Annotated in this window: 14 protein-coding genes; 6 read left to right on the forward strand and 8 right to left on the reverse strand. The window is 63.3% G+C overall.

What is annotated here, in order from left to right; translation table 11 throughout:
- Window positions 1–89: 89 nt before the first annotated feature.
- The 6 genes from AC0L2A_RS13315 to AC0L2A_RS13340 form a co-directional block, all read right to left on the reverse strand.
- A complete protein-coding gene (locus tag AC0L2A_RS13315; RefSeq protein ID WP_473609191.1) occupies window positions 90–1,106 on the reverse strand; it encodes a glycoside hydrolase family 25 protein in 1,017 nt (338 codons plus the stop codon).
- A 218-nt stretch (window positions 1,107–1,324) separates the two neighbouring features.
- Complete coding sequence (locus tag AC0L2A_RS13320; protein WP_091591341.1) at window positions 1,325–1,573, reverse strand: hypothetical protein; 249 nt, start codon at window positions 1,571–1,573, stop codon at window positions 1,325–1,327.
- Between the two features lie 184 nt (window positions 1,574–1,757).
- Window positions 1,758–2,156 carry a GFA family protein gene (locus tag AC0L2A_RS13325; RefSeq protein WP_473609192.1) on the reverse strand — a complete coding sequence of 133 codons (399 nt, stop codon included), beginning with the start codon at window positions 2,154–2,156 and terminating at the stop codon, window positions 1,758–1,760.
- Between the two features lie 187 nt (window positions 2,157–2,343).
- Complete coding sequence (locus AC0L2A_RS13330) at window positions 2,344–3,300, reverse strand: alpha/beta fold hydrolase (protein WP_473609193.1); 957 nt, start codon at window positions 3,298–3,300, stop codon at window positions 2,344–2,346.
- Between the two features lie 26 nt (window positions 3,301–3,326).
- Window positions 3,327–3,812: an SRPBCC family protein gene (locus AC0L2A_RS13335; RefSeq protein WP_473609194.1), complete on the reverse strand. Its 486-nt coding sequence runs from the start codon at window positions 3,810–3,812 to the stop codon at window positions 3,327–3,329.
- Window positions 3,813–3,945: 133 nt separating this feature from the next.
- A complete protein-coding gene (locus tag AC0L2A_RS13340; RefSeq protein ID WP_023798216.1) occupies window positions 3,946–4,194 on the reverse strand; it encodes a ParB N-terminal domain-containing protein in 249 nt (82 codons plus the stop codon).
- Window positions 4,195–4,350: 156 nt separating this feature from the next.
- Here AC0L2A_RS13340 and AC0L2A_RS13345 point away from each other — a divergent pair, with 156 nt between their 5' ends.
- The 5 genes from AC0L2A_RS13345 to AC0L2A_RS13365 all read left to right on the forward strand — a co-directional run bounded on the left by AC0L2A_RS13345 (window position 4,351) and on the right by AC0L2A_RS13365 (window position 10,048).
- On the forward strand, window positions 4,351–5,991 hold the full coding sequence (locus AC0L2A_RS13345) for a N,N-dimethylformamidase beta subunit family domain-containing protein (RefSeq protein WP_473609195.1): 1,641 nt from the start codon (window positions 4,351–4,353) through the stop codon (window positions 5,989–5,991).
- Window position 5,992: 1 nt separating this feature from the next.
- A complete protein-coding gene (locus tag AC0L2A_RS13350) occupies window positions 5,993–7,372 on the forward strand; it encodes an aminotransferase family protein (RefSeq protein ID WP_473609197.1) in 1,380 nt (459 codons plus the stop codon).
- 3 nt (window positions 7,373–7,375) lie between these two features.
- Window positions 7,376–8,305, forward strand: a complete 930-nt coding sequence (gene kce, locus AC0L2A_RS13355) for a 3,5-dioxohexanoate:acetyl-CoA acetone transferase (RefSeq protein ID WP_473609198.1) — start codon at window positions 7,376–7,378, stop codon at window positions 8,303–8,305.
- Between the two features lie 199 nt (window positions 8,306–8,504).
- Window positions 8,505–9,008 (forward strand): GNAT family N-acetyltransferase, encoded by a 504-nt coding sequence (locus tag AC0L2A_RS13360; RefSeq protein ID WP_473516240.1) that lies wholly within the window; start codon window positions 8,505–8,507, stop codon window positions 9,006–9,008.
- 8 nt (window positions 9,009–9,016) lie between these two features.
- Window positions 9,017–10,048, forward strand: coding sequence for a histone deacetylase family protein (locus tag AC0L2A_RS13365; protein WP_473609200.1), 1,032 nt, complete (start codon window positions 9,017–9,019; stop codon window positions 10,046–10,048).
- Window positions 10,049–10,063: 15 nt separating this feature from the next.
- On the opposite strand, the gene AC0L2A_RS13370 is transcribed toward AC0L2A_RS13365, so the two are convergent.
- Complete coding sequence (locus tag AC0L2A_RS13370) at window positions 10,064–11,329, reverse strand: cysteine desulfurase-like protein (RefSeq protein ID WP_473609201.1); 1,266 nt, start codon at window positions 11,327–11,329, stop codon at window positions 10,064–10,066.
- 59 nt (window positions 11,330–11,388) lie between these two features.
- Window positions 11,389–12,456, reverse strand: coding sequence for an aldo/keto reductase (locus AC0L2A_RS13375; protein ID WP_473609202.1), 1,068 nt, complete (start codon window positions 12,454–12,456; stop codon window positions 11,389–11,391).
- On the opposite strand from AC0L2A_RS13375, the gene AC0L2A_RS13380 reads away from it, so the two are divergent.
- Window positions 12,455–12,865: a hypothetical protein gene (locus tag AC0L2A_RS13380; RefSeq protein ID WP_473609253.1), complete on the forward strand. Its 411-nt coding sequence runs from the start codon at window positions 12,455–12,457 to the stop codon at window positions 12,863–12,865. The genes AC0L2A_RS13375 and AC0L2A_RS13380 overlap by 2 nt on opposite strands.
- Window positions 12,866–12,892: the final 27 nt, after the last annotated feature.

Genomic DNA, 12,892 nt, shown 5'->3' on the forward strand with positions numbered 1-12,892 from the left:
GACGGATCGATGACACTTCCGCGACAGGCGCTCAGGTCCGTCGATATTCACCTCATGCTGGTCTGCAAATGGACACTTTGTTCGGCCGCCTACTCCGCCTCGGCCACCATCTGCCGCCCGCCAACCCAGTTCCGCCAGGCTCTCTCGTCGCCGTGGAAGACGTTGAGGTCGATGCGGCCCCTCACCCCATGCGACAGGCCGGAGCCGGAATACTGCCAGAACACCCATTTGCGGCCGGGATAGACCTTTGACGGGTGCTGTGCCACCGCGCGCAGCCAGAATGGATAGTCCAGAAATGCGCCTCTGAGATTGTCGCGGTAGAAATCAGGCGCGGTGTAGATGATGGGCCGCTGGCCGTAGTGGCGCTCGAGCTTGTCCATGAAGACCTGCATCTTCTCCAGCACCTTTTGCCGCGACGGCCGCCGCTTGCAGCTGGATTCGCCGTTCCACTCGACATCGATCACCGGCGGCAAGGCGCCCTCGACCCTCGGCACGTTGCGGATGAACCAGTCAGCCTGCTCACCAGCGGTGCGGCACCAGTAGAAGAAGTGATAGGCGCCGCGCTTGAGGCCGGCGGCGTCGGCATTGCGCCAGTTCTTCCTGAACATCGGGTCGAGGTGATCGCCGCCGTCGGTCGCCTTGATGTAGGCGAAGTTCGCGCCCTGCGCGCGCAGCTTGCCCCAGTTCACGTTGCCTTGCCAGCGCGAGACGTCGACGCCGTGAACGGCGAGATGCCTGGGCGATGCCCTGCCGAAATTGATCGGCTTGGCGTCACGGAAACGATAGCGCTGGACCGGCTCGGCAAGGATCGGTGCTGCCCGTGCCAGCCGCTTCGGCGCCACCAAGGCAATCGGCTCGACGGGTGGCTCGATGCTTTCGGCAGGCTCCGGAGTGGCCATGGCCACGGTCTGCTCCGTCGCCTCCTCCGGCGCAAAGTCGGGTTCGGCATCGGCAGCGCCGACCGACGCCACCGGCGCGGGCGGCCGCACAACCGAGCTGGTCGTCTCGCTGGACGGCACTTGCAGCGCGTCGACGCCGGACGTGGACGTGCAGCCGGCAAGGCAAAGTGACGCGATCGAGAAGATGACGACGCCTGATAACCGCATCTGGACCTGTACGCAGAACACAACAGACCGATGGCAAGACAACGCCGCCGGACAAACCAGTCCGGATTACTAACAAGAAATTACCAACAAAGTTTGAATCAAATTGTTAGGGCAGAGGGGCTGGGCAAGGCGCTCGCTCTATCACCGTAGCGGTGAGAGCCTGGAAACGCTGCAGGACCGAGAGGGCGCGAAGGATCGCGACGCCAGCAGGTCGCTGCCTAGCCGCACAACCATAGATTGTGGCAGCTCTCGGCTACCATATGAGCGGGCGGGACGGAGCGGTCGGTGCCAAGGCGATCAGAGTTGGGGCGATCGGTGACGGGATTGACCGGCGCATCATCATCCCGGCGAACCTTTTCTTCGAGCAGCGAGCGAAGCTCGGCCGGCTGCACGCGGTCACGCTCCATCACCAGCTTGACCATCGGATCGCTCAAAAGCTCATCCAGGGTGTTAATTCTGTCGTTCATCCGTCGCCTCCTTCGACTGCCGACCCGCAGGCAATAGATAGGCGGCAATGATGGCTCGCCAATGACGCTTTGCCGACTATCTCGTGTCCCGGACGAAAAAATTTGGGCACGCCTTGTGCTTGATTTCGCCTGCGCTTCGGTTCGCCTGTGCTTCAGTTCGCATGTACTTCAATTCGCCTGTGCTTCAATTCGGCGGTGGGGCGCCTTCATATTGCGGCAGTCCGTCGTCGAGCTGTACCCAGGGCTGCTTCGAGGCAGTCCAGATATGCATCTGCGGCTTGAACATGGAAGGATCGTCGAGCGAGCCGGAGGTGATGCCGATGATGCCGGCGGAGTCGCGCCGGGAAAATATCGTCGTGCCGCAGCCCGGGCAGAAGCCGCGCTTGAGATCGGGCGAGGAATTCACCGTCGCCACCGGCCCGTCGATGGTCACGTCGTCGATGCGGAACAGCACGCGGGCGTTGAAGGCCGCGCCCAGCGCCTTCTGGTAAAGCCGGCAATGGCAGACGCGCTCGTTGATCGGCGCGGCCTCGGTGCGGTAGCGCACTGCCCCGCACAGGCAGCCACCCTGATGTTTCGCCATTGCCTTAGCCCTCTTTCTGAAGATTGGCAGGAAGGTAGCTGCCGGGATAGGAGCGTCAATTGAAAAGCATTGATGGCGCCATCTGTTGGCGTGATGCGGCAGGCCGAACGTGCGATCAGGCGCGATGCGCAACGAGCGTCGCCGGCCATCTCGCGGGATATGGGCCGGACAGGCCGTTGTCAGGTGGTTATTCCGTTTCTCTGACGATCTCGTCCCAGGACTTGACCTTGGTTTCGTCATTGAGGAAGGGCAGCGCCGCGGTCACCAGTTCCGGTGCGAAAAACACGTCGTAGTGGGTGCGGTTCGGCAGGATGGCCAGGCGGTTCTGCGACAGGTTCTCGCGCATCCAGCCGGCGTCCTTCAACCCGCCGCCGAGCATCTGGTAGAACTTGATCTCGTGCTCGGGACGATACATGTCGCTGTCGCCGAACACCAGCATGACCGGCATCTTCAGCTTCGCCACGTCGGCGGAGTAGTCGTAGTCCTTGCGCATATGGGTGCCGAGCTGGTCGAGCAGTTTTGGAAAATCCTGCGGGTGCGGCGCGACCGCCACGTAGGATTTGTACATCGGCGTGTCCTTCATCATGTCGGCCATCGCGGCGCCGACCTGCGCCTGTTGAGTACGCATGTCGGCATAGAAGCCGTCCGAGGCATAGCCGGTCGAGACCAGCACCAGCCGGCGCACTGTCTCGGGATGCTGGACGGCCATGCGGAAGGCAACGCCGCCGCCCAGCGAATAACCCATGACGTCGACTTTGTCGTAGCCGAGCGCCTTGACGATCGCCGCCATGTCGTCGCCCATCGCCTCAAGGCTCAACGGCCGATCGCCGAGCGCGGTGCGGCCGTGACCATGCAGGTCGACGCCGATGACGGTGCGGCTTTCGGCAAGCTTCGGCAGGATCGGCGCGAACATGTCTGTGGTGCCGAGACCACCATGCAGCAGAAGCAGCGGCTCGCCCCGGCCATAGACGGCATAATAATAATTCAGGCCGTTGATCGGCAGCAGGCCGGATTTCGCCGGCTTGGGCATGGCTTTCGTTTCGCTGGTCATGGACGGCTTTACGTCCTCGGCATTGCTGGCGCCCGGCGCGGCGAAGAGCGCCGCGGCCGAGGCGAAAATGGCGAAAAACATCGATCTGGACATGTCGGTCTCCTTGCGTCCCGCCGATATCAAAGCCGCCTGGCGACTTCTTCGAGCTGGTCGGCGCACTGGCCCCAGCCCTCGTGAAAGCCCATCTTCTCGTGCTCTTCGCGGTCAGTGACCGACCAATGCGCAACCTGGGCGATGTAGCGGGTCTTGCCCTCGCCCTCATCCTCAAAGGTCAGCACGACCGTCATGAACGGCTTTTCGGACGGCTCCCAGGCCTTTGTGTAGGCGTCGGTGAGAACGATCTTTTTGCCCGGCACGACTTCGAGGAAGACCCCGGGGTTCGGGAATTCGTTGCCGTCGGGACCGGCCATCACAACCAGGCTGGAGCCGCCGGTGCGCACGTCCATTTCGGCGCGCGGCGTCGTCCACGGCTTTGGCGCGAACCATTGCGTCACGAGCTTCGGCTCGGTCCAGCAGCGATAGACGTTCTCGCGCGGCGCATCGATGATGCGGGCGAGAACCAGTTCACGGTCGGAGCTGGGGGCGATGTCGAGCTTGGTCGTCATGATGGTCTCCTCACTTGCTTGCTAAAGAGTTGGCTTGAATGCCGGTTTCCGTCTCAAGGACGAGTGGGCAACGCGCAGCCCGACACGGTTTCGCGAAAAACTTCGCCAGGCCGATTCCGGCGGACGCGTAAACCTAGTGGCGCTTGGCTTGCACCAGATAGGCCTCGATCTCGGTCTCGCCGAGCCACTTTGCCGCTTCCAGCCGGTGCAGGCCTTCAACCAGGATATGGCGCTTGCCGTCGTGGCGCACCTGGATCGGCGTCTTCATGCCGTTTTCCAGAATGTCCTCGGCCAGATGCCGAACGGTCTCGGGATGCAGCGTCTTCCTGCGCGCGGTCGGCACGTAGATGTCGTCCACCCTGACCTTTTGCACTCTCAGCATGTCGGCTCCCGCGGCGGAAAAGGCCGCCTTTTGAGAGATAGTCGGTTTGACAGGCAAGGCCAAGGCCGGCTGTCAGCTATCGCTGGCCCGATCGTTTCCGATTGACGCTTGCCGAGCAGATGGCCGAAATGGCGATCTTCGATCATGCCGGTAGCCATGACTGACTTGCCGACCGAGTTCCCCGATTTCGGACTGACGCCCCACCAGCGCCGGCAAGCGGTGCGCGGCCACTACTGGGAGTGGCCGGGCATGGACGGCGAACATGGCGAGATCTGGTGCTACAGCGACCGTTTCTCATACCGCCGGGGCGAGACGGTGGTGCTGCATGTAAGCTCTACAGCCTCCAGCTTCAGCATGGCGATCGTCCGCGACGGCGGCACCGAAACGAAAATGTTCGAGACGTCTGGGATCGCGGCGCGCTGGCAGGATACGCCCGACCAATGTTCGGTCGTGGGCTGCGGCTGGGACGCTTCGTTTGAATTTCGCGTCGGCGACGACTGGCCGTCCGGGGCCTATCGCGTCGCGCTGACGGCGGATGGCCGCGACGGCAAGCCGATCCGCTGCCTCCATCTTTTCATCGTTACCCCGCAGCCCGGCAAGAAACGGGGTGGTGTGCTGCAGGTCGCAGCCACCGGCACCTGGCTTGCCTACAACACCTGGGGCGGCTCCAATCATTACGAAGGCATCACCGGCCCGAACCGCGACCAGTATGCCCCAATCGTGTCGACGCAGCGGCCATGGTGCCGCGGCTTTGTTATCCTGCCGAAGGAGGCGCCGCGCGTGCCGCTCGAAGTCGCCGTGCCGCCCAAAACCGTGCCGCGCTATCCGCATATGGAATGGGCCTTCGCCACCGGCCATTCGAAGAAATACGCCTCGTCCGGCTGGGCAAGCTATGACAGCCACTTCTTTCGTTTTGCCGAACGCGCCGGCTATGCGGTCGACCTTGCCAGCCAGAACGAATTGCATTTCTCGCCCGAAATCCTCGACGGCTATGACTGCGTCATCTTCGTCGGCCATGACGAATACTGGACCTGGGAGATGCGCGACGCTGTCGACGCCTATGTCGAGCGCGGCGGCCATGCGGCGCGCTTCGCCGGCAATTTCATGTGGCAGACCAGACTGGAGGATGAGGGGCGCCGTCAGGTCTGCTACAAATACCGCGCCCGCGCCGAGGATCCGGTCTATCGCGGCGGCGACGTGACCCGCGCCACCAACTCCTGGGAAGCACCGGAAATCGGCCGGCCGGGTGCGACGACCTTCGGGCTCAATGCGACCAGGGGCATCTACGCCGGCTGGGGCGGTTGCGCACCGCGCGGCGTGCGCGGCTTTCCGGTCTACCGGCCTGAGCATTGGGCATTCGCCGGCACAGGCATCTATTACGGCGACCTGCTCGGCGCCGACAGCCATGTCTATGGCTACGAGGTCGACGGGCTCGACCACGAGATCCACGGCGGCCTGCCCTACCCGACGCCCGACAGCGGCGCGCCGGATGGGCTGGAAATCCTTGCGGTCGGCATGGCTGCGCAAGTCGAGGAGAGCGCCGACATCCCGTTCGAGCACCAGTTTCTCGGCGACGAGGATGGACGCTTCACCGCCGAAGCGCTGTTCGGCGAGGCGAGCGACGCCAATCTCGAAAAGGTCAAGCGCGGCAACGGCATGATCGTCAATTTCCGGCGCGGCAACGGCGAGGTGTTCCACGCCGGAAGCTGCGAATGGGTCGCCGGCCTGCTAAGGCAGGACGCGATGGTCGAGCGTGTCACCAGGAATGTACTCGACCGCTATCTCGGAAAATCCTGACATGCTGAAGTCCCAGACCCCTGCCCCGGATACCGAGACGCGCCTGCCGTCGCATCTGTTCTATCTGTCCAGCCTGCGCCGGCCGCTGGTCGACCGCGCCGAAGGCATCTACATCTGGACGCAGGACGGCCGCCGCTTCATCGACGGGTCGAGCGGACCGATGGTCGCCAATATCGGTCATTCCAACCGCAACGTACTCGATGCGATGAAGCGGCAGATGGATCGCGCCACCTTCGCCTACCGGCTGCATTTCGAGAACGAGCCGGCCGAGGACCTGGCACGGGAGTTGGCCGGAAAGCTGCCCGAAGGCCTGGACCGGATCTTCTTTGTCTCGGGCGGTTCGGAAGCGACGGAATCCTGCGTCAAGCTGGCGCGGCAATGGGCTGTCGCCACCGGACGGGCCAGCCGCTGGAAGGTGATCACGCGCTTTCCATCCTATCATGGCGGCACGCTCGGGGCGCTCGCCGTCACCGGCGACGATGCGCTGGCCGAAACCTTTGCGCCGATGATGCAGGTCATGCCGACCGTGCCGGCGCCGGCCGCCTGGCGCGACCGCGACAATCTCTCGATGGAACAGCGCGGCGTCCGCTACGCCGACATGCTGGAGGAGAAGATCCTCGCCGAGGGGCCGCAAAGCGTGCTCGCCTTCATCATGGAGCCGGTCGGCGGCGCTGCCACCGCGGCGCTAGTGGCGCCGGACAGCTATTATCCGCGCATCCGCGAAATCTGCGACCGCTACGGCATCCTGCTCATCCATGACGAAGTGATGAGCGGTGCCGGCCGCACCGGCAAATTCCTCGGCGGCGACCATTTTGACTGCAAGCCCGACATCGTCGCGCTGTCGAAGGGGCTGGGCTCGGGCTATGCGCCGCTCGGCGCGCTGGCGGCATCCATGCGGCTGGTGCAGCCGCTGCTCGCCTCCGGCGGCTTCCAGCATGGCCATACCTATGCCGGCAATCCGCTCGCCTGCGCCGCCGGGCTCGCCGTGCTTGGCGAAATGGACCGTCTCGACCTGATCGCCAATGCGGCTGGCATGGGCGATCTTTTGATGGCTGAGTTGAAGGGCCTGGCCAAGCGGTTTCCGTTCGTCGCCGACGTGCGCGGCAAGGGACTGCTCCTAGGCGCCGAGATGGTCGCCGACCCCGATACGCTGCGGCCGATCGCACCGGCGAAGAAGGCCACCCAGCGCCTGCTCGACCTCGCCTATGAGCGCGGCCTGATCATCTATGGGCGAAAGGTCAAGGGCGGCGTTGATGGCGACAATTTCATGGTGGCGCCGCCGATGATCGTCACGGCCGAGCAGATCGGCGAGATCGTCGCCATCATCGGTGACTCGCTGCAGGTGCTGGCCGGCGAACTCGACCTGCCGGTCGAAGGCTGAGCCATGGCGCCGCGAAAAGTCATCATCACCTGCGCCGTCACCGGGTCGGTGCACACGCCGTCGATGTCGCCGCATCTGCCGGTGACGCCGGACCAGATCGCCGCAGAGGCGATCGCGGCTGCCGAAGCCGGCGCCTCGATCCTGCATCTTCACGCCCGTGACCCGAAGGACGGGCGGCCGACCGCCGATCCTGATGTGTTCATGCAGTTCCTGCCGCGCATCAAGCAGGCGACATCAGCGGTGATCAACATCACCACCGGCGGCTCCTCGCTGATGACGCTCGACCAGCGGCTGGCCGCACCACTCAGGGCCGAGCCCGAAATGTGCTCGCTCAACATGGGCTCGATGAATTTCGCGCTGTTCCCGATGCTCGACCGGTCAAGGGAGTGGCAGCACGAGTGGGAGTCGAAACTGCTGGAAGCGACCCGCGACACGATCTTCAAAAACACCTTTGCCGATATGGAGACCGTGCTCGAAAGACTTGGAAAGGGCTGCGGCACACGCTTCGAATTTGAATGCTACGATGTCGGCCACCTCTATTCACTGGCGCATTTTCGCGATCGAGGTCTGGTGTCGGGACCTCTGTTCATCCAGTTCGTGTTCGGCATTCTCGGCGGTATCGGCGCCGATCCCGACAATCTGGTCCATATGAAGCGCATCGCCGACAAACTGTTCGGCGACAGCTACCAGTTTTCGGTGCTGGCCGCCGGGCGCCACCAGATGCCGATGATTGCGATTGCGGCGGCGATGGGCGGCAATGTCCGCGTCGGGCTGGAGGACAGCCTTTACGACGGCCGCCAGCTGGCAAAGTCCAATGCCGACCAGGTGCGCCGCATCCGCAGCGTGCTCGATGGGCTGTCGCTGGACGTCGCCACGCCCACCGAGGCGCGCGAGATGCTGGCGCTCAAGGGCGGTGACCGGGTGGCTTTTTGAGACGATGGTTTGAGATGCTTGCGTTCCGTCGCACCCCCCTCTGTCCTACCGGACATCTCCCCCGCAAGGGGGGAGATCGGATGTCCCAGTCGTTTTCGCCAATCGTCTACGTTGCAGGACAGACGCCAAGATCGAAGCTGCCAATCTCCCCCCTTGCGGGGGAGATGTCCGGCAGGACAGAGGGGGGTGCCTGGGCGCCGTGACTACGCCATCAACAAACGTCCTCATCCGCCCCGGCCGCATCGAGGACGTCGAAACCATCCATGCCGCGATCCTGCGGCTTGGCGCGCATACCGGCGCGCATCAGGAAATCACTTCTACGCCCGAAGACCTTCGCACCCATGGCTTTGGCGAAAAACCTGCCTTCTCGACTCTGATTGCCGAAGTCGGCGGCGAGTTTGCCGGCCTGTGCCTGCATTTCCCGATCTTCTCGACCTGGATGGGGCGGCCCGGCGTCTATGTGCAGGACCTCTATGTCGAAGATCGGTTTCGCGGCCGCAGGATCGGCGAACGCCTGCTGCGGCGTGTCGCCCGGGAATGCCGGAAGGACGGCGGCGCCTATCTCAGACTGTCCGTCGACAGCGACAATGAAACCGCCAAGGCCTTTTATGAAAGGCTGGGCATTGCCTGGTCGAGCTACGAACAGGTGCAAAAAATCGTCGGCGACGCGTTCTTTGCCTTCGCCGATGCACCAGAGGAATGAGGGAAATCATGAAAGCCTTTTATGCCGAAGAGCAGAAACGCCACGATCCCAAGGCGTTCCTCTCCAGCGGCGCCCAAAAGCCCAATCCGGAAAAGCCTGAACGCGTCGAACGGCTGCTCGCCGGCGCCGAGGCTGCCGGCTGCACGATCGAACGGCCGAGAGATCACGGGCTTGGTCCGGTTGCAGCGGTGCATACGCCCGAATATCTCGATTTTCTCAAGCACATTTTTACGCGCTGGCAGCGCATCGAAGGCGCTTCGGCCGAAGTCATCCCCAACATTCATCCGATCGCGCGGGGCGGCTCCTATCCGGCCTCGGCGGTCGGCCAGGCCGGCTACCACATGGCCGACACCGCTTGCCCGATCTCCGCCGAGACTTGGGCGAGCGCGCTGTGGAGCGCCTGGAGCGCGGTCGAGGCCGCCGAGGCGGTGATGGCGGGCGCGCCGGCTGCCTATGCGCTGTGCCGTCCGCCCGGCCATCACGCCTTTGCCGACGTCGCCGGCGGCTTCTGCTTCATCAACAATTCGGCGGTCGCGACGCAGGTGCTGCGCAGGCAAGCTGCGCGGGTGGCGATCCTCGACGTCGACCTGCATCACGGCAACGGCACGCAAGGCATTTTCTATGCCCGGCCGGACGTGCTCACCGTTTCGCTGCATGCCGATCCGGTGCGCTTCTATCCGTTCTTCTGGGGTCATGCCGACGAACGCGGCGAAGGGTCTGGTCTCGGCTACAATCTCAACCTGCCGCTGGCGCGCAAATCCGGCGATTCTGTGTTCCTGGAAGCACTCGACGTCGCGTTACAGCGTATCCGCGCCTTTGCGCCGGAAACGCTTGTCATGGCGCTCGGCCTCGACGCCTTCGAGGGCGATCCGTTCGGTGGGCTGACGGTGACGACGCCAGGCTTCTCGCGCATCGGCGAAGCCATCGCCGGCCTCGGCCTGCCGACGGTCATCGTCCAGGAAGGCGGCTATCTCTGCGACGAACTCGGCGACAACCTCACTGCCTTCCTCACCGGATTCGGCGGCGGCAAGAAACGCTAATATCAGCCGGATGCCTCAGGATCGCTCCTGTCGCAGCATCGCGATAACCCGGTGCACGCTCTCCAGCGTCTCGTCGATCTCGGCCGCCGTATTGTAATGGGCGATGCCGATGCGCACGACACCGTGCTCGGCTGGAATGCCAAGCTGATGGACGATCTCCCAGGCGTAGTTGTGGCCGGACCACAGGAAGATGTTTTCCGCATTCATCTGCCGCACGATCGTCTCCGGCACGATGCCGTCGACGGTGAACGAAACCGTCGGCACGCGCTCGCCGACACGCGCCGGATCGGTGATGCCGTGGATGGTCAGGCCTGAAATAGCCGACAGGCCGTCGATCAACTTTTGCGTCAGCCTGTTCTCGTAAGCAATTGAAATTTCAAACGCCTCGACTATCCTAGCACGTCGCGAACCATCCTTACCGGCGGCGGCGCCCAGCTCCGCAAAATAATCGACCGCGGCTGTCAGTCCGGCCATCAACTCGATCTGCGGCGTGCCGAGTTCGAATCGCTCCGGCAGAGCGTTGGACGAACAGCGGCATTTGTACGGTGTCAGCGCGTCGATGACATCCAGCCGGCCCCACACTATGCCCATGTGCGGCCCGAAGAATTTATAGGCCGAGCAGGCCACGAAATCGCAGCCAATGTCCTGCACATCGATCAGGCCGTGCGGCGCGAACTGCACGGCGTCGACATAGACCAGCGCGCCAGCCTGCCTGGCGATGCGGGTCAGCGCCTTCACCCGGTTGACCGAGCCGGTCAGATTGCTGGCGTAGTTCAAGGCGACAAGCCGCGTCCTGTCGGTGAGCAGCGCAGCAAGCGCCGCCTCCTCGATCTGCCAGCTCTGCTCATCGAAAGCCAGCCAGCGCACGACAAGGCCAAGATCTTCGGCGAGTTGCAGCCACGGCGAAACGTTGCCCTCGTGGTCCATACGGGTGAGGATGATCTCGTCGCCGGGTTTCATCGTGCGGCCGAGCGTGCGCGACATGTGGTAGGTCAGCGTCGTCATATTGGCGCCGATGACGATTTCCTGCGGGCTTGCAGCACCGAGGAAATCGGCCATCGCCGCATGGGCGTCATCGACGATCTGTTGCGCCGCGATCGTGGTTTCGAAGAAGCCGCCGAGATTGGCGTTTGTTGTCAGCAGGCAGCGTGACACCGCGTCTGCGACCGCCTGCGGCACCTGAGTGCCGGCAGGATTGTCGAGATAGATGCGGTGACGGCCCTTGTCGGTCAGCGACAGTGCCGGAAATTTCTCGCGCACGACCTCAATTGGAAAATCCACTTTTCCCCCTCTCTACTGCAATCGTTCAGCAATCGCACCTTGCAGCACCGGGAAGCAGCTCACGGACACGGGTTGCCGACACGCTGATGGATTGCATCGACCGCCTTCTGCATATCTTCGGTCCAGACGACATCGGCGGACGACAGTGCCATTTCGAGCTGCGGAAGGGTCGTCGCGCCGATGATGCTCGAAGTGACGAAGGGCCGGCTCGTGACATAAGCGTTGGCAAACAATGCCGGCTCCATGCCGAAAGAGCGCGCCAGTTCGTTATACTGGAGCTGCGCCTCCGCGGCATTGGGCGTCTCGTAGCGCTGGCCACGGTTGAAAAGCTGAGAACGCGAGCCTTGCGGCCGCGCGCCATGGTCGTATTTGCCGGTCAGGTAGCCTTGCGCCAGCGGCGAATAGGCGAGCAGGGAAACCTGTTCGCGCTCGCAGACCTCGGCAAGGTTCACCTCGAAGCCGCGGTTGACGAAATTATAGGCGTTCTGCAGCGACGCCAGGCGCGGGCCGACGCCTTTGTCGGCTTCGCCGATAAACCGCATGACGCCCCAGGAACTCTCGTTCGACAGGCCGAAATGGCGGATTTTTCCGGCCTTCACCAATTCGTCGAAGACGGCGAGCGTTTCGGTGATCGGCGTCTCGCCGCCCGGTGCACCGGCGGAATCGGCCCGCAGCGGCACGGCACCGACGCGGTTCGGATTGGCGCCCCATGGCACGTCCCGTTCCGGCCAATGGATCTGGTAAAGGTCGAGATAATCGGTGTTGAGCCTGGTCAGCGATTTTTCGACGGCATCGAAGATGTCGGCGCGCACCAGCTTCGACGGGCGATCGCCGCGAAACCATGTGTTGGCGGTGCGGCCAACCACTTTTGAGGCGAGGATCACCTGGTCGCGGTTACCCTTTGCCCTCATCCAGCTGCCGATGATCTTTTCTGTCCAGCCTTGCGTCTCCGCCTTGGGCGGGATCGGGTAGAGCTCGGCGGTGTCGATGAAGTTGACGCCGCGCGAAAATGCCAGATCCATCTCGGCGTGGCCATCCGCTTGGGTGTTCTGCTGGCCCCAGGTCATCGAGCCCAGGCAAATCTGGGAAACAAGAAGATCGGTCCGACCAAGGCGGCGTTTTTGCATGGAATTTTCTCCGGCGGGAACTCTTTTGCGCGGCTGCGCGGGAAGGAAGCCGCAGCATACAGGAATGCGCGGGCTGTCTCCAACCCTGCCGCCAGTGGCCAGCGAGTTTTCCGAGACGCCGAAGCGGGGCGCTCGGCGAAGTCAAAACATCAGCGCGGCATGGCTGCCATGCAAATGCTGCACTGCACAATTGTCACGATTCGCCTACATTGAAGCTTGGGAGGACCAACCAGGGGCTTCAATCATGGGTTTCCTCACTGAAATGTTCGCCCGTCCGCGTCCGCAGGAACATCTGCGCTACCGCGCGGCTCTGGCGCTGCTTCATTCGATGAGCAATGCCGACCGTGCCGACATCGGCATCAAACCAGCCGATTTTCCGCGCGTCGCCCGCGAAATGTCCTCACGTTAGTCACGGATATCCCGGCTCGACCGGGAT

Source organism: Mesorhizobium sp. WSM4844 (genome assembly GCF_055811775.1).